This is a genomic window from Gordonia sp. NPDC127522 (assembly GCF_042672305.1).
Taxonomy (GTDB): domain Bacteria; phylum Actinomycetota; class Actinomycetes; order Mycobacteriales; family Mycobacteriaceae; genus Gordonia; species Gordonia hongkongensis.
Genome location: NZ_JBHXVK010000003.1, coordinates 460,223 through 481,138 on the forward strand (window position 1 = coordinate 460,223; position 20,916 = coordinate 481,138).

The following is a 20,916-nucleotide window of genomic DNA, read 5'->3' on the forward strand; positions in this document are numbered from 1 at the left end:
TTTTCGGGGGTTGACCTGCCACAGCTGTATGTAGGGGCTTTACGGAAGGGCGTTGCGACTCGTGACTGTGCAAGGTGCACTCGACATCGGATTGATCGTGACCAGCGTGTTGCTGATCGTGCTCATCCTGCTGCACCGCGGCAAGGGTGGCGGTCTGTCGTCGCTGTTCGGCGGCGGTGTCCAGTCCAGCCTCTCGGGCTCGAGCGTCGTCGAACGCAACCTGGACCGGTTGACGATCTTCGTCGGACTCATCTGGGTGATCTTCATCGTCGGCGTGGGCGTCGACATCAAACTGTCCGGCTAGCCACCGTTCGCGCCTCGGGATGCCGCGCCCGGATGTTGCCGGGATACTTGACGCATGAGTGAAACCGTTCCCGCGCGGGGAGTCCCGGACTGGCGCCCATCGATCTCCATCGTCGACCACATCGTCGTCGACGACGAGGGCCGAGCACTCACCGAACCCCTACGGGAGGACATCCGCCTTCTCGGCGGGATCCTGGGTGACGTCGTCCGTGAGCACTCCGGCAGCGACGTCTTCGATCTGGTCGAAGCCGCTCGCGTGGCCGCGTTCCGCGTGCGCCGCAACGAGATCGACCGCACCGAGCTCGCCGACATGTTCGTCGATCTGGACATCTCCACCGCGGTCCCGGTCATCCGCGCGTTCAGCCACTTCGCCCTGCTGGCGAACCTGGCCGAGGACATCCACCGTGAGCGGCGCCGCGCCATCCACGTCCGGGCCGGAGACCCGCCCCAGGACAGCAGCCTCGCCGCCACCTACCGCAAGCTCGCCGAGGCGGGACTCGGCGACGACGAGGTCGGCCGGGCGCTGGCCGATGCCGCCGTGGTGCCGGTCATCACCGCTCACCCCACCGAGACCCGCCGACGCACCGTCTTCGAGGCCCAGAACCGCATCACCGAGCTGATGCGGTTCCGCGGCCGGACCGAGCTGATGCCGGACGAGGACGCGGCGGTCACCGAGTCGATCCGGCGGCAGATCCTGACCCTCTGGCAGACCGCCCTCATCCGGCTCGAACGTCTCACCATCCAGGACGAGATCCGTTCCGGGCTCCGCTATTACGACGCCTCGTTCTTCGAGGTCGTGCCCGCCATCAACACCGCGGTGCGCGCCGCGCTGCGCTCGACGTACCCCGACGCCGGACTCGCCGACGAGCCGATGATCCGGATGGGGTCGTGGATCGGCGGCGACCGCGACGGCAATCCGTTCGTGAACTCCGAGGTGGTGGCCCTGGCCACCACGCTCGCCGCGCAGACCGCCGTCGGACATCACCTGGCCGAACTCGAGAGTCTCGCACAGGAACTCAGCATGTCGGCCCGGCTCATCGACGCCAGCGACACCCTGTTCGACCTCGCCGGGGCCGACGCCGACGACCCGGGGGCCGACGAACCCTTCCGGCTCGCCCTGCGCTCCATCCGGTCCCGTCTGGTGGCGACCGCCCGGGAGATGTTCGACGACGACTTCCTCACCTCGAGCGACCTCTTCCTCATCGACGGGAAACAGCCGTACGGCGACGCCGCCGAACTCCTCGCCGACCTCGATGTGATCGACGGCGCGCTGCGCGCGAACAACGACGACACGATCGCCGACGACCGGTTGCTCGCCCTGCGAGAAGCCGTGCGCACCTTCGGCTTCCACCTGTCCGGACTGGACATGCGGCAGAACTCCGACATGCATGAGGAAGTGGTCGCCGAGCTGCTCGCGTGGGCGGGAGTGCATCCGGACTATGCGTCGCTCGACGAGTCCGAGCGCGTCGAGATCCTCTCCGCGGAACTGCGTGCGCGTCGACCGCTGACCAGTCCCGACGCCGAGCTGAGCGAGCTGGCCACCAAGGAACTCGGGATCGTCCGGGCGGCTGCCAAGGCGGTCGCGACCTTCGGCCCCGCGGCCGTGCCCAACTACGTGATCAGCATGTGCACCTCGGTGAGCGACATGCTCGAGGCGCTGATCCTGCTCAAGGAGGCCGGCCTCTACGACGCGAATGACGGTTCCCCGCGGTGTAGCGTCCGCGTGGTTCCGCTGTTCGAGACGATCGAGGACCTCCAGCAGGGCGCAGCAACTCTCCGCGCCGTCCTCGACGTCCCGTTCTATCGGGCGATGGTGGACTCCCAGAACGGGATTCAGGAGATCATGCTCGGCTACTCGGACTCCAACAAGGACGGCGGCTACATGGCCGCGAACTGGGCGCTCTACCGTGCCGAGCTCGATCTGGTCGACGTCGCGTCGCGGTCGGGCATCAGATTGCGCCTGTTCCATGGGCGCGGCGGGACCGTCGGGCGCGGCGGCGGTCCCAGTTACGACGCCATCCTGGCCCAGCCGCCCGGTGCCGTCCAGGGCTCGCTGCGCATCACCGAGCAGGGCGAGATCATCGCCGCGAAGTACGCCGAACCGGTCACTGCGCGGCGCAACCTGGAGACGCTGCTCGCCGCGACCATCGAGTCCTCACTCCTGGACACCGAAGGCCTCGGCGACGAATCCGACTCGGCCTACGAGATCATGGACGACATCGCGGCGAAGGCGCGAGCCGCGTACAGCCGGCTGGTCCACGAGACACCGGGATTCGTCGAGTACTTCACCACCTCGACGCCCCTGTCGGAGATCGGTGCCCTCAACATCGGCAGCCGCCCGGCGTCGCGCAAGCAGACCGAGAAGATCTCCGATCTCCGCGCGATCCCGTGGGTGCTCTCGTGGACGCAGTCGCGCGTGATGCTGCCCGGCTGGTATGGCACGGGCTCGGCGTTCGAGGAATGGGTCGGGGACGATCCGCAGCGGCTGGAGACGTTGCGGCGGTACTACGCCAAATGGCCGTTCTTCCGCACCGTGATGTCGAACATGGCTCAGGTGCTGGCGAAGTCGGACATGGGCCTGGCCCACCGGTACGCACAGCTCGTGCCCGACGAGGAGCTGCGCGAGCGGGTCTTCGGCATGATCGTCGACGAACACGAGCGGACGATCGCGATGTGCGCGAAGATCACCGGCACCGACGACCTGCTCCACGACAACGCCGCCCTGAAGCGTTCGGTCTACAACCGCTTCCCGTATCTCGAGCCGCTCAACCTGCTGCAGGTCGAACTGCTCCGGCGCTTCCGCGCGGGGGAGGACACCCCGATCGTTCGACGCGGGATCCAGCTGACCATGAACGGCCTGGCCACCGCGCTGCGGAACTCGGGCTAGCGGACGGTCACCGGATGTCGGCGGCGGCCGCGTCGTCGAGAAACCAGATGGTCTCCTCGGTGCCGTGCGCCCCGGCGGCGGGCCAGTCGGCCGGGTCCGCGCCACCGTGTGCGGCGCCGACTGCCTCGGCCTTGTCGGCGCCGGCGACCAGGAACCACACCTGCCGGGAACGGTTGACGACGGGCAGGGTCAGGGTGATCCGGCGCGGCGGCGGCTTCGGCGAATCCTCGACGGCGACCACCGACTTCGTGGTCTCCGCGGTGGCCGCAGTGTGCGGGAACAACGAGTTGATGTGTCCCTCACCGCCCATGCCGAGCAGATGGAGATCGAATTCCGGCGCCACGCCGTCGCTCGACCGGCCGGCGAGGATCGCGGCGTAATCCGCGGCGGCGGCCTCGATGTCGTCGCCGAGCGGTCCGTCCGACGGTGCCATCGGGAACACCCGCGACGGGTCGACGGGCACCTTGTCGAGCAGCGCCTCGCGCGCCTGACCCGAATTGCGCTCCGGATCGTCGGCGGGGACGAAACGGTCGTCGCCCCAGTAGATGTCGACCTTGGACCAGTCGATGGTGCCGCTGTTGGCGGCGAGCGCCGACAGGAGGCCGATCCCGTTGCTGCCGCCGGTCAGCACCACACTCGCGACGCCGCGTTCGGCTTGGGCTCGGGTCACGAGGTCCACGAACCGGGTCGCGGCGGTCTCGACGAGTTCCTGCTTGGAGTCGAAGACGAGGGTCTCGGTGGTCATCGGGCGGCAACTCCTTCGGTGTCATCTGTGAACTCGACCTCGGGCACACCCTTGAGTGCTTCGATGTACACCTCGTCGGTGTCGAGTCGTCGTAGCTCCTCCGCGATACACGCGGGAAGTTCACGCCGGCCCATGGCGACGCGTCCATCGGGTTTGCCGGGCATCGTCAGCACGGCGTTGTTCTCCTCGTCGACGGCGAGGATGGTCGGACCCTCGTCGCGGTGAAGACGGATCTCGAAACTGCCGCGGCGGCGTCGCGTCGGGACGTTCAAGGTGGACCGAAGCCAACCGGCGATCAGGTCCACCGAGGGTGAGTTCTGCGACCCGGTGACCACGACCTCGGTGATCGGGGTGTGCGGCGGTCGGTCGACCGCGGACGCGAGGATCGCGCGCCAGTGGGTGATGTGGGTCCAGGCGAGGTCGGTGTCGCCGGGGGAGTAGGTCTCGAGGCGCTGCGCCAGCACCGTGAGCGAGTCGCCCGCCTTGCTCGCGTCGACGATGCGCCGGTGCCCGAGTTTGCCGAGCGGATCGTCGGCGGGTCGTCGTGGCCCCTTGCCCGGCCACCAGGTGACGACCGGGGTGTCGGGGAGGAGGAAGGGGGTCACCACGCTGTCCGGATGGTCGGCGAGTTCGCCCTGCAGCGACAGCACGACCACCTCGGAGGCGCCGGCATCGCCGCCCACGCGGATCTGCGCATCGAGTCGTGAGTCGCCTTCGCGCACACCGCGATACACGACGATGACGCGGCTGGGGTGCTCGCGGCTCGCGCCGACCGCCGCCTCGATGGCCCCCTCCATCGGCTCACCGAGTTCGACGCACACGACCAGGGTGAGCACGCGACCCAGACTCAGCGCGCCGCCCGCGGCGCGCACCTCGATGATCTTCTTGGCGACCTTTCCGGTCGACGTGTCGGGCAGTTCGACGATCATCGGGGGGCCTCCTGAACGGATCGGTCGGTGCGGGCGTACGGACGTCTCGTCACGGCCGGCGCCACGCGCGACCGGTGCGGACCATCATCTCCTCGGCCGAACGCGGCCCCCACGTCCCGGACTCGTAGGTGTCGGGCGACCCCGACTCGGCCCAGTGGTCGAGCACCGGATCGAGGATGCGCCAGGACAGTTCGACTTCCTCGTTGACGGGGAACAGCGAGGGTTCACCCAGCAGGACGTCGAGGATCAGACGCTCGTACGCCTCCGGCGAGGCCTCGGTGAAGGCGGTGCCGTAGCTGAAGTCCATGTTGACGTCCCGGACCTCCATGCTCGACCCGGGGACCTTCGACCCGAATCGCAGGGTGATGCCCTCGTCCGGCTGGACCCTGATCACCAAGGCGTTCTGGCTCAGTTCCTCGGTCATGGTCTGGTCGAACGGCAGGTGCGGAGCGCGCTTGAAGACCAGTGCGATCTCGGTGACGCGACGGCCCAGGCGCTTTCCGGTGCGCAGATAGAACGGGACCCCTGCCCAGCGGCGGGAGTCGACCTCGAGGGCGATGGCGGCGAAGGTCTCGGTTTTCGAGTCCTTCGCGAAACCCTCCTCCTCCTTGAGGCCCGGCACCTTCTCGCTGCCCTGCCAACCCGGTCCGTACTGACCACGGGCAGTGTTCTCGTCGATCGGCAGGACGTTGCGCGTCGCGGCGAGGACCTTGATCTTCTCGGCCTGTAACTGCTTGGGCTCGAAGGAGATCGGCTCTTCCATCGCGACCAGGGCCATGAGCTGCAGCAGGTGGTTCTGGATGACGTCGCGTGCCGCGCCGATCCCGTCGTAGTAGCCCGCCCGGCCGCCGAGTCCGATGTCCTCGGCCATGGTGATCTGGACGTGGTCGACGTAATGCGAACTCCACAGCGGATCGAACAACTGATTGGCGAACCGCAGGGCCAGGATGTTCTGGACGGTCTCCTTGCCCAGATAGTGGTCGATGCGGAACACCGACGACTCGGGGAAGACGTTGTTGACGATCGCGTTGAGTTCGCGTGCGGACTCGAGATCGTGACCGAACGGCTTCTCGATCACCACCCGTCGCCAGCTGTCGCCCGTCGGCGTGGCGAGACCGCTGCGCTCGAGCTGCTCGCAGACCGTCGGGAAGGCCCCCGGCGGAATCGACAGGTAGAACGCGTGATTGCCGTCGGTCCCGCGTTCGACATCGAGCGACTTGAGCGTGTCGCGCAGCCTGTCGAAGGCGGCGTCGTCGTCGAATGCGCCCTGCACGAACCGGAATCCCTCGGCGAGGCGTTCCCACACCTCTTCGCGGAATCCGGTCCGTGCGTGTTCACGGACGGCGTCGTGGACGATGGCGCCGAAGTCCTCGTCGGTCCAGTCGCGCCGCGCGAAGCCGACGAGGGCGAACGACGGTGGCAGGAGGCCGCGGTTGGCGAGGTCGTAGACCGCCGGCATCAACTTCTTGCGGGCGAGGTCGCCGGTGACCCCGAAGATGACCAGGCTGCACGGTCCCGCGATGCGCGGCAGCCGTTTGTCCTGCGGGTCACGGAGCGGATTGGTCCACGAACCGGTCCCGGTTGACTCCTCGCCTCCCGCCACCTGGGGTCAGCCCTTGTTCGCCGCGGACAGTTGCTCGGCGGTCGCGCTGAGCAGGTCGTTCCATGCGTCCTCGAACTTGCTGACGCCCTCGTTCTCCAGGACCAGGAAGACGTCGGTCAGGTCGACGCCCACCGCGACGAGCTTGTCGAAGATCTCCTGCGACTCGGCGGCGAGACCGATGATGGACTCGGTGTTCACCCAGCCGTGGTCGGCGAAGGCGTCCATCGTCTTGCCCGGCATCGTGTTGACCGTGTTGGGCGCGACCAGCTCGCTCACGTACAGCGTGTCCGGGTAGTCGGGGTTCTTGACGCCCGTCGACGCCCAGAGTGCGCGCTGCGGGCGAGCGCCCTTGGCCAGCAGCTCGGGGAAGCGGGACTCGACCTCGAAGACCTGCTGGTAGGCCGAGTAGGCGAGACGTGCATTGGCCAGTGCGGCCTTGCCCTTGAGCTCGGTGGCCTCCGGGGTGCCGATGGCGTCGAGTCGCTTGTCGATCTCGGTGTCCACCCGCGACACGAAGAACGAGGCGACGGAGTGGATCCGGGAGAGGTCGTGGCCGGCCTGGGCGGCGGCGTCGAGGCCGTCGAGGTAGGCGGCGATGACCTTCTCGTAGCGCTCGACCGAGAAGATCAGCGTCACGTTCACGCTGATGCCCTCGGCGATGACCTTGCTGATCGCGGGGAGCCCGGCCTCGGTGGCCGGGATCTTGATGAGCAGGTTCGGCCGGTCGACGATCTTCCACAGCTCGACGGCCTGTGCCACCGTGGCGTCGGTGTCATGGGCCAGGCGCGGATCAACCTCGATCGACACGCGTCCGTCGACGCCGTCGGTCGACTCGAAGGTCGAGGCGAGCACGTCACAGGCGTTGCGTACGTCGTCGGTGGTGACCGTCCGGATGGTGGCGTCGACGTCGGCGCCCCGTGCGGCCAGCTCGTTGACCTGGTCGTCGTAGGCATGGCCCGACGACAGCGCGGCCTGGAAGATCGACGGGTTGGTGGTCACCCCGACGACCGACTTGGTGCTGATGAGTTCGGCGAGGTCACCTGAGCTGATCAGGTCCCGGGACAGGTCGTCCAGCCACACCGACACTCCGGCGGCGGACAGTTCGGCGAGCTTCTCGTTCTGGGTCACGATTCTCTCCTTGTGGGTTGTTGGCGCTCAGCCCGCGACGACGCGCTCGGCGGCCGCGGTCACGGCCTCGGCGGTGATGCCGAACTTGGTGAACAGCACCTTGTAGTCGGCGGAGGCCCCGAAGTGTTCGATCGACACGATCTCGCCGCCGGCGCCGACGATGCGGTACCACGGCATGGCGATACCGGCTTCGACGGCGACGCGCGGAACCGACGGCGGCAGCACGTGGTCGCGGTACCCCTGCGGTTGTTCGTCGAACCACTCGACACAGGGCATCGAGACGACTCGCGCCTTGATTCCCTTCTCCGCCAGCGCCTTCTGTGCGTCGACGGCCAGGTACACCTCGGAGCCGGTGCCGATGAGCACGACGTGGGGATCACCCTCGGAGTCGCTCAGGACGTATCCGCCGTTGGCGACGCCCTGCGCCGAGGTGCCCTCCAGGATCGGGATGTTCTGGCGGGTGAGCGCCAGGCCGACCGGATGGTTCCGGCGGGTGAGCAGGTGCTGCCAGGCGTACGCGGTCTCGTTGGCGTCGGCCGGCCGGACGACGTCGAGGTTCGGGATCGCGCGCAGCGCGGCCAGGTGCTCGATCGGCTGATGGGTCGGGCCGTCCTCACCCAGACCGATCGAGTCGTGGGTCCAGACGTAGATCGGATCGATCTCCATCAGCGCCGCGAGGCGGACCGCGGGACGCATGTAGTCGGCGAACTGCAGGAAGGTACCGCCGTAGGCGCGGGTCGGCCCGTGCAGGGCGATGCCCGACAGGATCGATCCCATGGCGTGCTCACGGACACCGAAGTGCAGGGTGCGGCCGTAGGGGTTGGCCGACCACTTCTTGGTGCTGATCGAGGTCGGTCCGAACGACGGCTCGCCGTCCATGGTGGTGTTGTTGGAGCCGGCCAGGTCGGCCGAACCGCCCCACAGCTCGGGCAGCACGGGCGCGAGCGCGCCGAGCACCTTGCCCGATGCGCTGCGGGTCGCGACATCCTTGTCGCCGACGTTCCAGCTGGGCAGCACGTCGGTCCAGCCCTCGGGCAGTTCGTGGGCGGTGAGCCGGTCGAACAGCTTCTTGGCGTCGGGGTTCTTCTCCGCCCAGGCATCGAACGACGACGTCCACGCCTTGCGCTCCTCGGCACCGCGGTCGATGAGCTTGCGGGTGTGGCCGATCACCTCGTCGGTGACCTCGAAGTTCTTCTCCGGGTCGAAACCGAGGACCTTCTTCGTCGCCGCGACCTCGTCTTCGCCGAGCGCCGCGCCGTGTGCCATGCCGGTGTTCATCATGTTGGGCGCGGGGTAGCCGATGATCGTGCGCAGGCAGATGATCGACGGCCGGTCGATGACCTGCTGGGCCGCCTCGATCGCCGCCTCGATGGCGACGATGTCCTCGCCGCCCTCCACGGTCTGCACGTGCCAGCCGTAGGCCTCGTAGCGCTTCGCAACATCCTCCGACAGCGCGATGTCGGTGTCGTCCTCGATCGAGATCTGATTCTGGTCGTAGAACACGATCAGGTTGCCGAGCTGTTGGGTACCGGCCAGTGAGCTGGCCTCGGAGGTCACACCCTCTTCGATGTCGCCGTCGGAGGCGACGACGTAGATGTAGTGGTCGAACGGGCTCTGTCCGGGCGCCGCATCGGGGTCGAACAGGCCGCGTTCGCGTCGGGCGGCCATCGCCATGCCGACCGACGAGGCCAGCCCCTGACCCAACGGGCCGGTGGTGATCTCCACGCCGCGGGTGTGGCGGAACTCGGGGTGGCCCGGCGTGAGGGAGTCCCAGGTCCGCAGCGCCTCGATATCGGACAGTTCGAGACCGAACCCGCCGAGGTAGAGCTGGATGTAGAGCGTCAGGCTCGAGTGCCCGCACGAGAGCACGAAGCGGTCGCGCCCGGCCCAGTCGGTGTCGGTCGGGTCGTGACGCATGACTCGCTGAAACAAGGTGTAGGCGAGCGGAGCGAGGCTCATCGCGGTACCGGGGTGTCCGCTTCCGCACTTCTGCACTGCGTCGGCCGCCAGGATCCGGGCCGTGTCGACGGCGCGGGTGTCGAGGTCGGTCCAGTCGTCCGGGTGGCGGGGGGTGGTCAAAGCGCGGATCTCGTCTGTGTCGGCCACGATGCTGAAGGTCTCCTGTGCCTGCTCGGTGCGATTCGTACTCGGTCGGAGGTCGTAGAAGGGGCGATGGGTACCAGGGCGACCGGTACCAGCGTGATCGGTGTAGGCGTTGATCGGTATCGGCGCTGACCGGTGTCGGCCACCGACGATCGTCGGCGCGTACGCGTCCAGAGTAATCGGCGCCGGCCGCGCGTTGCGCGCCGACCGATGGTTACCGGCGAGTTCTGGCGTCATCGCCGGTCGAGAGCTCGCGCATGGCGGTGCCATGCCTCGATTCACGGTTCGCAGAGGCAAACGTCTACCATGCTCCGTAGTAGCCCGCGGGCGTCTGTGCGGGCGGACGAGGAGTGTTCGTGAGGATAGGGGAGCGTGTGAGCGGGAACAGTTCCGCCGCATCTCACTCGACCGACACCGCATCGAATCCGCAGGTATCGACCGAAACGGTCGCACCGGCCGATCAATCGTGGGCCGGGCGTGTGCGTGCGACGGTGCTCGCCTACATCGCGCTGACCAAGCCGCGTGTCATCGAGTTGCTTCTCGTCGCCACGATCCCGGTCATGCTGCAGGCCGACCGCGGCCACGTCGACATCGCGGTCATCGCCTTCACCCTGATCGGTGGCTGGCTCGGCGCAGGCAGCGCCAACACCCTCAACATGGTGGCCGACGCCGACATCGACAAGAAGATGAAGCGCACGGCCCGGCGTCCGCTGGCCCGCCGCGCGGTCGCGCCGCGGAGCGCGCTCATCTTCGGTCTCGCGTTGTGGGCGGCGTCCTTCGCGGTTCTGTACTTCGCCGCCAACCTCCTCTCGGCGCTGCTCGTCTCGGCGACGATCCTCTTCTACGTCGGTGTCTACACGCTGATCCTCAAGCGTCGGACCTGGCAGAACGTGGTCTGGGGCGGCGCCGCGGGCTGTATGCCCACCCTTGTGGGATGGGCCGCGGTCACCGGGTCGCTGAGCTGGCAGCCGATCGTCCTCTTCGCGGTCATCTTCTTCTGGACGCCGCCGCACACCTGGGCGCTGGCGATGCGCTACAAGGAGGACTACAAGGCGGCGGGTGTGCCGATGCTCCCGGTGATCGCGACCGAAGAACGCGTCACCCGCCAGATGCTGATCTACACGGTCCTCACCGTGGTGACCTCACTGCTGCTGATCCCAGCGACGAGCTGGATCTACACCGTGATCGCGCTGACCGCCGGCGGCTGGTTCCTGGAGCGTGTGACCAAGCTGTACCGCGACACCAAGCGCGGCGCCGAGGTGGCACCGCTGAAGGTGTTCCTGCAGTCCAACGAGTATCTCGCCATCGTGTTCTGCGGACTCGCGATCGACGCGGTCGTCGGACTGCAGACCATCTCGTCCTACTTCTGAGCGCGGCTCACGTCCCGGCCGGCAACAGCACAGTCGAACCCGTGGTGACACGTGCCTCCAGGTCGGTGTGTGCGGCAGCCGCATCGGCCAATCGGTAACGCTGGCCGACGCGCACCTCGACACTGCCGTCGACGATCGCCTCGAAGTACTCACCGGCCCGGCGGTTCAGTTCCTCGGCCGTGTCGGTGAAGTGCGCCAGTGTCGGCCGCGTCACCGACAGCGACCCCGCCGCGTTCAGACGTTGGAGGTCGAACGGCGGAACCGGCCCGCTCGCCGCCCCGAAGAGCACGATGATCCCCCGGACCGCGGCCGACGCCAGCGACTGCTCGAAGGTGTCGGCGCCGACGCCGTCGTAGACCACCGGCACGCCGCGTCCGTCGGTGAGGTCACGGACGCGGGAACTCAGGTCCTCCCCGTAGCGCAGGACGTGATCCGCCCCGGCGGCGCGCGAGAGTTCCTCCTTCTCATCGGACGAGACCGTCGTGATGACCGTCAGTCCGCGGCGCTTGGCGAGCTGGGTGAGGATCAGGCCGACACCACCGCCACCGGCGTGCACCAGGATCGGATCGCCGGCCCGGGGATGAGCACTCCCGTCGAGGAGATAGTGCGCGGTGAGACCGCGGAGCAACGACGAACCGGCCACCGCGTCGTCGACCGCGTCGGGTACCGGGACCGCCTTCGAGGCCGGGACCGCGACAAGTTCCGCATACGAACCGGGGGCCGCACACCAGGCGACTCGCTGACCTTCCTGCAGCGACGTCACATCCGAGCCGGTCGCGACGACGATGCCCGCGCCCTCGGTGCCGGGGATGTAGGGCGGTGTGGAGGGATACAGACCCCGCCGCAGATAGGTGTCGATGAAGTTCACGCCCACCGCTGCGGTCCGGACGATCACCTCGTCGGAGGCGGGGATGGGATCGTCGACGCTGCCGAAGGTCAGGACGTCGGGTCCGCCGTGGCGGGTCACCTGGATAGCTCGCACGACACCGTTCTACACGCCGGAATCGCCCCGGTATGCTGACCCCCATGACGAACACCACCGACGGCGAGAACTCGGGCACGCAGCAGAAGGTCGAGGCACCCACCGAGGTCGTCGCCTCGGTACGCAAGTTCGTCGAGCGCGAAGGTGGCAGCGCGAAGGTCGTCCTCCAGGCGATCGGGGACGCCGGTGTGCGGATCACGCTCGTCGGCGACGCCAACGGCATCCTCGGGGACCGGGTCGTGCCCGACCTCGCGACCGCGCAGGCCGTGGTCGACGCCGTCGACGGTCTCGAGATCGCCGAATGGGACCGTGACCTCACCTCGGAGACCACGGTGTCGACGTCGCACTACCGCAAGATGGCGGGTTGGGTCGCGCGGCAGAAGCGCTTCCCGCGTGCGCGCAACCGCGCCATCCTCTGAGGCCGGAGTTCGATCAGGCAGGCTCGCGCAGCGGGTCTGCCTTTTTCGTCGCCGGATCCTTGACGATCGGGTTCCGCGCGATCAGGAGCTGCCAGGTGGCGCCGATGAGCAGGACCGCACTGCCGAACATGTGCGCGATGACGAGGGCGATGGGCAGATCGGTGGCGAACTGCACGAACCCGATCAGGCCCTGGAGCAGCAGGAGCAGCATGAACACCACTGCCGAGCGCTGTTGCGGCCGCGCGAAGACCCGTGCGTAGACGAGGGCCGCGATCGCGAGCCCGACGAGGGTGAAGACGGCGTCGGCGTGCAGCTGTGTCGCGTTGCCGGGGTCGAGACCGTTCCGCGGGGCGTCCACATCGCCGGCGTGCGGGCCGGAGCCGGTCACGACCGTGCCGAGGTAGATCGTGCCCCAGGTGACGAGATAGACCAGCCAGGCGAGGTAGATGCCGAGTCGGCGCGTGGCGGTCGAGGGAGCGTCGGCGTCGGGCGATCCGGGCGCGGTCGGCGTCGGATACGGACGCATCCGGTAGACGAGCACGGTGGATGCGGAGACCAATGCCATGGACAGCAAGAAATGCAGCGCGACGACCCACGGGTTGAGCTGGGTCAGGACCGTGATCCCGCCGATCACCCCCTGGAACGGGATGCCGAGCGCGATGAGGGTGACCAGCCACTTGTCCCGGCGCGCCGCTCCGGCTGACCGCAGGACGGCGACCCAGGTCGCGATGGCGATGACGATCAGCACGAAGGTGAGCAGACGGTTGCCGAACTCGATCGCGCCGTGCATGCCCAGTTCGCCGTGCGGCACGAACGACTCGTCGGTGCACCGCGGCCAGGTCGGGCAACCGAGGCCCGAGGCGGTCACGCGCACGGCGCCGCCGGTGGCCACGATGCCCACGTTCGAGACGAGCAGGGCGATGGCCCAGCGATGCACGAATCGTGCGGTCGGCCGGCCGAAGCCGGGGACGAACCGCCACGGACCGGTCAGCGGCCGGCGCGCGTCGCCGGCGGCCGCGGCATGATCGCCCGACCGGGCCGTCGCCGGGGCGTTCGAAGTATCGGATGTCATCGGAATCGGAACCACCTCACCGCCAAGGTGCCGGCCACCGCGGCCCACACCAGCAAGACACCCACCCCGAAGGCGTCGAACGAACCCTCCGAGGCCATCTCGAGCGCCTCGCTCAATGCCCCCGACGGGATGCACCGCGCGATCCAGTGCACGGCGTCGGGGATGTTGGAGTCGACGACGACCAGACTGCCGAGGCCGATGAACGCGAACCACAGCAGGTTCGCCAGTGCCAGCACGACCTCGGCCTTCAAGGTGCCGCCGAGCAGCAGCCCGAGAGCCGCGAAGCACGCGGTGCCGACCGCGAGGACCACCGCACCGATGAGCAGACCGACGGGGCTCGGTCGCCAGCCGAACGCGGCGCCGATCCCACCGAGGATCACCGACTGCAGCGCGACCACCACGAGGACCGCGATCGACTTGCCGGCGATGATGCCCCAGCGCGGTATCGGCGTCGCGCCGAGGCGTTTCAGCGCGCCGTAGCGACGGTCGAACCCGACGGCGATCGCCTGTCCGGTGAACGCCGTCGACATCACCGCGACGGTCAGGATCGCCGGGACGAACAGCGCCGCCCGCTCGGCGGGGCCGTCGCCGAACCCGGTGTCGATCGGCAGCAGGCACAGACCGACGAGCAGCGTGATCGGGATGAACATCGTGAGGAGCAACTGCTCGCCGTTGCGCAGCAGGAGCTTGAGTTCGAGGCCGCTCTGCGCGGCGATCATCGCCGGCAGCGACGCCGCCCGGGGAGCGGGGCGGAACAGACCGTCGGGGAACGTTCCGGCAGCACGGTCGGCGGGGCGGGGGAGCCCGGTGGGTGCGGATGAGGTCACGGTCGAAGGGTCCGTCCGGTGAGATCGAGGAAGACGTCTTCGAGGCTGCGGGTCTCCACGCGCAGATCGGTCGCGAGGACGTTGATCTTGGCGCACCAGGCGGTCACCGTGGCCAGCACCTGCGGCGTCATCGGACCGATGACCAGATACGAGCCGGGGGTGGCCTCCGTGCAGTGGTAGTCCTCGGGCAGGGCCAGCACCAGCATCGACAGGTCGAGTCCACGTGGTGCGGTGAAGCGCAGTTCGTTCTCGGCGCCGGTGCTGGTGAGGTCGGCGGGTGTCCCGTCGGCGACGACGCGGCCGTGATCGATGATCGCGACGTGGTCGGCGAGTTCCTCGGCCTCGTCCATCAGATGGGTCGTGAGCAGGACGGATGCTCCGTCGGCCCGGAGCCGGTCGATGAGTTCCCACACGACGAGGCGGGCGTGGGCATCGAGTCCGGCGGTCGGTTCGTCGAGGAAGACCAGTTCGGGGCGGCTGACGACCGCGCAGGCGAGGGCTAGGCGCTGCTGCTGGCCACCGGACAGACGTCGGTAGGACGTACGACGCACCTCGGTCAGCCCGAGTGCGTCGAGCAGGAACTCGGGATCGATGGGATCGGCCGAATACGCGGCCACCAGGCGCAGCATCTCCTCGGCCCGGGCTCCCGGGTAGGCGCCACCGCCTTGCAGCATGACGCCGATGCGGCGCCGGAGCGCGTCGTTGTCGGCGATGGGATCGAGACCCAGGACGCGGACGCTGCCGGCGTCGGGCGCGGTGAAGCCCTCGCAGATCTCGACGGTTGTGGTCTTGCCCGCGCCGTTGGGACCGAGCAGGGCGAGGATCTCGCCGCGTTCGAGGGTGAGATCGAGCCGATCGACCGCGGTGCGATCACCGAAGCGCTTGACCAGACCGCGGACCTCGACGGCCGCCGCAGAGGCGGCCGGGGTGCCGGCGGAGGCGGCTGACCCGGGATCGCGGAGCCGACGATCGTTCACCCGATCGTCGTCGTTGATCTGCCGAGAGGTCGTGCTGCGCACACTGGTCAGACTAGGCGCTCGGAGCCCAGGGACGAAAAGCGGTGACCGGGCACACGGCGCATGCGCTCATCGTCGTGCCGACGCCGACCCGGCCGTGGCCTCGTCGTCGTCCGACACGGGCCCGCGGCGGCGTCGACGACGGGGCGCGCGGTCCTCGAAGAACAGGGCGGTGAGAACCGCAACCATGATCACGCCGGCCAGAAGTCCTTGTGCCAGAACCACTCCGCTCGTGTTGGAACTCGTGGGCATCACCACGATGGCGATGATCGCCGACGCGGCGATGGTGGAGATCCGGAACCAGGCGCCGGTGGCCCACGCGGCCAGCGGGATCACGGCCCACAGGAGGTACCAGGCCTGCACGAACGGGAAGAACAGCACGACTGTGGCCATCGACACACCGAGTGCGCCGAGTGGGTGGAGCCGGCCGCCGAGGGTGGCGAGCATCCACCGGACGATGAACAGGGCGGCGACGAGCTGGCCGATGGGCCGGGCCACCTCGAGGATCGCCTGCGTGTGCTCACCGAGGCCGAGGGTGACGCCGATCCGGCCGGTGGTCACCGACAACAGGGTCGGCATCGACATCCACGAGCGGACGATCTCGCCCGTCGACAACGTGCCCGTCCAGCCGAAGCCGAGCCCGGTGCCGAGGGAGATCCCCATCATCACGATGCCCAGGACCACCACGTAGAAGGCCGCCGACGCGCTCAGCATGTACACCGACCACCGGGAGCGACCCCACCATTCCCGGATCGGCGTGTGGCGGAGCACGGGCAGGGTGGCGCCCCACCGCATGGCCAGCGCGATGCCGACGAAGCCCAGGGCGAGCATCGAGGTGACCTTGATCATGGCCGACGCCGCGAGCACTGCACCGCCGCCGATGAGCAACCAGCCCGCTCGGGTGGGGACGAGGGTCCCGGGTCGGCGGAGTCGTTCGGCGCCGTAGATGGCGCGGAAACTCAACTCGAGACCGACGAGCATCAGGCCGAGCATGAGGGCCTCGTTGTGGATGCCCCCGACGAGATGCAGGATGACCAGCGGGTTCATCGCGCCCAGCCAGAGTGCGGCCACCGACGAGACCCCGCAGCGGCGGGCCAGGCGGGGGAGTGCCCAGACGATGAGTGCGACGCCGATCAGTGCGACGACACGGTGCAGGAAGATCGCGGCGGTGATGTTGTCGCCGGTGACCTTGGTGATGCCCTCGCCGATCCACAGGAAGAAGGGTCCGTAGGGCGCGGGGGTGTCGCGCCAGAGGTTGGGCACCGACCTGGTCAGGATGTGGTCCACGCCGAGTCCGCGGACCGGACTGACCGAGTACGGATCCATGCCCCGGAAGGCGATGGCGCTCTGCGCGAGATACGAGTAGATGTCCTTGCTCAGCAGCGGCGGCGCCACGATGATCGGGGCGATCCACAGCATGAGGGTCCGGTCGGCCTGGCGGCGGCTCATGCGGCGCTCCGGGCTCCGGCCGTGGCGGACCTCGACGCTGAACCGGCCGACCGCGAACCGGCCGAGCAACAACCACGCGACGACCAGGGTGATCGCGCCGCCGATGGAGAGCGCGAGGGCGGTGCCGAACATGCGTGACGGCAACGACAGGACGCGCATCCCGGCAACTGGGTTCTGCAGTACGGGTACCGCACCGGTCCCGAGGGCGCCGATGAGGATCAGTACCGAGCCGGTGGCGCCGAAGAGCTTGATCCGGCGGAGCCGGCGGGTCTCCTCGGCGTTGAGCGGGCCGACCTCGCGCTCGTCGTCGTGTAGGCGGGCCACGGTCTTGCCGTAGTCGCCGGGTTCGGCGCCGGCAGCGGCAGGGCGCTGTTTGCGCAGTCCGAGATAGTCGAGCAGGGCGACCAACCGGGTCCAGACGAGTCCGAAGTAGTCCGGCACGCGGCGCGGAGCTGTGGTTTCGGGCACACGACGACTGTAATCGCCGGGCGTGGTGGCCTCTCGACCCCCTGCGATAAGGGCACCCTTGCTGGCAGCAGGGAAGTAATTACGTCACACTCGTGTTGTGAAAACCATGCGGAACGATGTTGTGCTGCCTTCTGGCAGTGCCGGCGCCGTGCCCTCCGCTGGTACGGGTGCCGGAGTGACCGGCGGTGTCGACGCGCACCATGACGGTCAGACCCGGGAGGCCGTGGTCACCCTGCTCGTCGAAGACGGCCCGCTCACCGCCGGCGATATCGGCGAGCGCCTCGGCATCTCGGCGGCCGGCGTGCGTCGCCATCTCGACGCCCTGACCGGCGCCGGGGACATCGAGGTCGCCTCGCCGGGGTTCGGCCAACGCGGCCGGGGCCGACCCGCCAAGTACTTCCAGCTCACCGCTTCCGGACGCGGCAAGATGCGCCACGCGTACGACGACCTGGCTGGTGCGGCGATGCGTAAGCTGCGTGATCTCGGCGGCACCGACGCGGTCGCCGAGTTCGCCCGCGAGCGCGTCGAACGCATCGTGGCCGGCGTCCGTCCCAGCACCGGTCCGGTGACCGTCGCCGACACGGTCGACGAGATCGCCGACGCGCTCACCAGCGCGGGGTACTCGACCAACACGCGTCGGGTCGGGACCGGCATGCAGATCTGCCAGCACCATTGCCCGGTGGCGCACGTCGCCACCGAGTTCCCGGAGCTGTGTGAGGCGGAGACCGCGGTCTTCACCGAACTCCTCGGCACGCACGTGCAGCGACTGGCGACCATCGCCAACGGTGACTGCGCCTGCACCACCCATGTGCCGATCCACCCACCGCCGGGTGGGACCACCGAAGACCGACCCGGGGCCGTCGCGGACCCCGATACGCAGCCCGTATCGTCCCGCGCCACCCCGAATCAGACACCGACCGCCCCGACAACCCGAAAGGCCACGCGATGACTGTCACCGATCCGGCCACCCCGACCCCAGCGGCGCCCCTCACCCAAGAGGAGACGATCGCCGCCCTCGGCAAGTACGGCTACGGCTGGGCCGATTCCGACGTCGCGGGCGCGAGCGCCAAGCGCGGACTGTCTCCGGCGGTCGTCGCCGACATCTCGGCGAAGAAGAGCGAGCCCGAGTGGATGCTCGAGCAGCGCCTCAAGGCCCTGAAGATCTTCGACAAGAAGCCCATGCCCGGCTGGGGTGCGGGGCTCGAGGGCATCGACTTCGACAACATCAAGTACTTCGTGCGCTCCAGCGAGAAGCAGGCCGCCACGTGGGACGACCTGCCCGAGGACATCAAGAACACCTACGACAAGCTCGGCATCCCCGAGGCGGAGAAGCAGCGTCTCGTCTCCGGTGTCGCGGCGCAGTACGAGTCCGAGGTCGTCTACCACTCGATCCGTGAGGACCTCGAGAAGCAGGGCGTGATCTTCCTCGACACCGACACCGCGCTCAAGGAGCACCCGGAGATCTTCCAGCAGTACTTCGGGACCGTCATCCCGGCGGGCGACAACAAGTTCTCGGCGCTCAACACCGCGGTGTGGTCGGGTGGGTCGTTCATCTACGTGCCGCCGGGCGTCCACGTCGACATCCCGCTGCAGGCCTACTTCCGGATCAACACCGAGAACATGGGCCAGTTCGAACGCACGCTGATCATCGTCGACGAGGGTGCCTATGTGCACTACGTCGAGGGTTGTACCGCGCCGATCTACAAGACTGACTCGCTGCACTCCGCGGTCGTCGAGATCATCGTGAAGAAGGGCGGCCGCTGCCGCTACACGACCATCCAGAACTGGTCGAACAACGTCTACAACCTGGTGACCAAGCGCGCGAAGGCCGAGGCCGGCGCGACCATGGAGTGGATCGACGGCAACATCGGTTCCAAGGTCACCATGAAGTACCCGGCGGTCTGGCTGACCGGCGAGCACGCCAAGGGCGAGGTCCTCTCGGTCGCGTTCGCGGGTGAGGGCCAGCACCAGGACACCGGCTCCAAGATGGTCCACCTCGCGCCGAACACCTCGAGCAACATCGTCTCCAAGTCGGTGGCCCGAGGCGGTGGCCGGGCGTCGTACCGCGGTCTGATCAAGATCAACAACGGTGCGCACGGCAGCCGGTCGACGGTGAAATGCGATGCGCTGCTGGTGGACACCATCTCGCGCAGCGACACCTACCCGTACGTCGACATCCGCGAGGACGACGTGACGATGGGCCACGAGGCGACCGTCTCGAAGGTCAGCGACGATCAGCTCTTCTACCTCATGAGCCGCGGTCTGACCGAGGACGAGGCGATGGCCATGGTGGTCCGCGGCTTCGTCGAGCCGATCGCCAAGGAACTCCCAATGGAATACGCGCTCGAGCTCAACCGCCTCATCGAGCTCCAGATGGAAGGAGCTGTCGGCTGATGGCCGATCCCACATTGCCCGTGACCACTCCCGGCTCGGCGGCGCCCGTCGTCAACAAGGGCGAGATGTTCACCTCGTTCGACGTCGACGCCTTCGAGGTGCCGAGTCCCCGCGAGGAGGCGTGGCGGTTCACCCCGTTCCGTCGCCTCCGCGGGTTGCACGACGGATCCGCGCAGCGGACCGGCGAGGCCGGCGTAGAGGTTGCCGGGGCCGTCGAGGGTGTGACCGTCGAGACCGTCGGTCGCGACGACAAGCGGCTCGGCGAGGGCGGCGTGCCGTTCGACCGTGTTGCCGCGCAGGCGTATTCGTCGTTCACGCAGTCGACCGTGGTGACCGTCGGCCGCGAGGTAGAGCTCGCCGAGCCGGTCACCGTCACGGTCACCGGTCCCGGCGAGGGCGAGACCGCCTTCGGCCACACCCAGATCCGGCTCGAGGCGTTCGCGCGCGCCGTCGTCGTCCTCGATCAGAAGGGCAGCGGCACGTTCGCGGAGAACGTCGAATTCGTCGTCGGCGACAGTGCCGCACTGACCGTCGTGAACATCCACGACTGGGAGGACGACGCCGTCCACGTCGCGACGCATCACGTGCGTGCCGGCCGTGACTCCGTGGTCCGCCACTTCGCGATCAGCTTCGGCGGCAACCTGGTTCGGCTGTCGCCGATCGTCCACTACGACGCGCCCGGTGGCGACGTCGAGATGTGGGGTCTGTACTTCGCCGACGCCGGCCAGCATCTCGAGCAGCGACTCCTCGTCGACCACAGCCAGCCGCACTGCCGCTCGAACGTCGTCTACAAGGGCGCGCTGCAGGGCGACGTCTCCGGCGATCGCAGCCGTGAGGCCCACACCGTGTGGGTCGGCGACGTGCTGATCCGAGCCGAGGCCGAGGGCACCGACACCTTCGAGCTCAACCGCAACCTGGTGCTCACCGACAACGCGCGTGCCGACTCGGTGCCGAACCTCGAGATCGAGACCGGCGAGATCGTTGGTGCCGGACACGCCAGCGCCACCGGTCGTTTCGACGACGAGCAACTGTTCTACCTGCAGGCCCGCGGCATCCCCGAGGACCAGGCCCGACGCCTCGTCATCCGCGGCTTCTTCGGCGAGGTGATCGCCAAGATCGGTGTGCCCGAGCTGCGCGAGCGTCTCTCGGCCGCGGTCGAGCAGGAACTCGAACTCGCCGGCGCCTGACCGCCGATCACCTCGCCATCCGAACTTCCCAGCC

At 68.4% G+C, this 20,916-nt stretch carries 17 protein-coding genes; 7 read left to right on the forward strand and 10 right to left on the reverse strand.

Annotated features, from left to right (window positions below; genetic code table 11):
- Positions 1-67: 67 nt before the first annotated feature.
- Positions 68-304: a preprotein translocase subunit SecG gene (gene secG, locus ACFVHY_RS09675; protein WP_010841002.1), complete on the forward strand. Its 237-nt coding sequence runs from the start codon at positions 68-70 to the stop codon at positions 302-304.
- A gap of 54 nt (positions 305-358) precedes the next feature.
- Complete coding sequence (ppc, locus tag ACFVHY_RS09680; protein WP_390271291.1) at positions 359-3,190, forward strand: phosphoenolpyruvate carboxylase; 2,832 nt, start codon at positions 359-361, stop codon at positions 3,188-3,190.
- A gap of 7 nt (positions 3,191-3,197) precedes the next feature.
- Here ppc and pgl read toward each other — a convergent pair whose 3' ends face one another.
- From pgl to tkt, 5 genes are read right to left on the reverse strand one after another with little or no spacing between them, the layout of a single operon-like run.
- Entirely contained in the window at positions 3,198-3,935 is a 738-nt protein-coding gene (pgl, locus tag ACFVHY_RS09685; RefSeq protein WP_390271294.1) for a 6-phosphogluconolactonase, read from the reverse strand.
- A complete protein-coding gene (locus ACFVHY_RS09690) occupies positions 3,932-4,864 on the reverse strand; it encodes a glucose-6-phosphate dehydrogenase assembly protein OpcA (RefSeq protein ID WP_390271297.1) in 933 nt (310 codons plus the stop codon). The genes pgl and ACFVHY_RS09690 overlap by 4 nt, the downstream gene beginning before the upstream one ends.
- Positions 4,865-4,913: 49 nt before the next feature.
- The gene (gene zwf / locus ACFVHY_RS09695) at positions 4,914-6,467 is read right to left on the reverse strand and encodes a glucose-6-phosphate dehydrogenase (RefSeq protein ID WP_390271300.1); all 1,554 of its coding nucleotides are present in this window, start codon (positions 6,465-6,467) and stop codon (positions 4,914-4,916) included.
- A gap of 6 nt (positions 6,468-6,473) precedes the next feature.
- Positions 6,474-7,595, reverse strand: a complete 1,122-nt coding sequence (tal, locus tag ACFVHY_RS09700; RefSeq protein WP_226513239.1) for a transaldolase — start codon at positions 7,593-7,595, stop codon at positions 6,474-6,476.
- Between the two features lie 27 nt (positions 7,596-7,622).
- Positions 7,623-9,701: a transketolase gene (gene tkt, locus ACFVHY_RS09705; protein ID WP_390271514.1), complete on the reverse strand. Its 2,079-nt coding sequence runs from the start codon at positions 9,699-9,701 to the stop codon at positions 7,623-7,625.
- A gap of 371 nt (positions 9,702-10,072) precedes the next feature.
- On the opposite strand from tkt, the gene ACFVHY_RS09710 reads away from it, so the two are divergent.
- Positions 10,073-11,068, forward strand: coding sequence for a heme o synthase (locus ACFVHY_RS09710; RefSeq protein ID WP_065632157.1), 996 nt, complete (start codon positions 10,073-10,075; stop codon positions 11,066-11,068).
- Between the two features lie 7 nt (positions 11,069-11,075).
- On the opposite strand, the gene ACFVHY_RS09715 is transcribed toward ACFVHY_RS09710, so the two are convergent.
- Positions 11,076-12,050: a quinone oxidoreductase family protein gene (locus ACFVHY_RS09715; RefSeq protein ID WP_390271305.1), complete on the reverse strand. Its 975-nt coding sequence runs from the start codon at positions 12,048-12,050 to the stop codon at positions 11,076-11,078.
- Positions 12,051-12,082: 32 nt separating this feature from the next.
- Between ACFVHY_RS09715 and ACFVHY_RS09720 the strand changes: the two genes are divergently transcribed.
- On the forward strand, positions 12,083-12,469 hold the full coding sequence (locus ACFVHY_RS09720) for a hypothetical protein (RefSeq protein WP_065632159.1): 387 nt from the start codon (positions 12,083-12,085) through the stop codon (positions 12,467-12,469).
- A gap of 13 nt (positions 12,470-12,482) precedes the next feature.
- On the opposite strand, the gene ACFVHY_RS09725 is transcribed toward ACFVHY_RS09720, so the two are convergent.
- The 4 genes from ACFVHY_RS09725 to mptB form a co-directional block, all read right to left on the reverse strand.
- On the reverse strand, positions 12,483-13,541 hold the full coding sequence (locus ACFVHY_RS09725) for a heme A synthase (RefSeq protein ID WP_390271309.1): 1,059 nt from the start codon (positions 13,539-13,541) through the stop codon (positions 12,483-12,485).
- Positions 13,538-14,368 (reverse strand): ABC transporter permease, encoded by an 831-nt coding sequence (locus tag ACFVHY_RS09730; RefSeq protein ID WP_058250375.1) that lies wholly within the window; start codon positions 14,366-14,368, stop codon positions 13,538-13,540. The genes ACFVHY_RS09725 and ACFVHY_RS09730 overlap by 4 nt, the downstream gene beginning before the upstream one ends.
- Positions 14,365-15,345, reverse strand: a complete 981-nt coding sequence (locus tag ACFVHY_RS09735; RefSeq protein WP_388030687.1) for an ABC transporter ATP-binding protein — start codon at positions 15,343-15,345, stop codon at positions 14,365-14,367. The genes ACFVHY_RS09730 and ACFVHY_RS09735 overlap by 4 nt, the downstream gene beginning before the upstream one ends.
- Before the next feature lie 108 nt (positions 15,346-15,453).
- Positions 15,454-17,274: a polyprenol phosphomannose-dependent alpha 1,6 mannosyltransferase MptB gene (mptB, locus tag ACFVHY_RS09740; protein ID WP_165630850.1), complete on the reverse strand. Its 1,821-nt coding sequence runs from the start codon at positions 17,272-17,274 to the stop codon at positions 15,454-15,456.
- Between the two features lie 133 nt (positions 17,275-17,407).
- On the opposite strand from mptB, the gene ACFVHY_RS09745 reads away from it, so the two are divergent.
- The 3 genes from ACFVHY_RS09745 to sufD are packed head-to-tail and all read left to right on the forward strand — an operon-like array spanning position 17,408 to position 20,882.
- A complete protein-coding gene (locus ACFVHY_RS09745) occupies positions 17,408-18,250 on the forward strand; it encodes a helix-turn-helix transcriptional regulator (protein ID WP_390271516.1) in 843 nt (280 codons plus the stop codon).
- A complete protein-coding gene (gene sufB, locus ACFVHY_RS09750) occupies positions 18,247-19,695 on the forward strand; it encodes a Fe-S cluster assembly protein SufB (protein WP_058250379.1) in 1,449 nt (482 codons plus the stop codon). The genes ACFVHY_RS09745 and sufB overlap by 4 nt, the downstream gene beginning before the upstream one ends.
- On the forward strand, positions 19,695-20,882 hold the full coding sequence (sufD, locus tag ACFVHY_RS09755) for a Fe-S cluster assembly protein SufD (protein WP_390271314.1): 1,188 nt from the start codon (positions 19,695-19,697) through the stop codon (positions 20,880-20,882). The genes sufB and sufD overlap by 1 nt, the downstream gene beginning before the upstream one ends.
- The last annotated feature ends 34 nt before the right edge of the window (positions 20,883-20,916 follow it).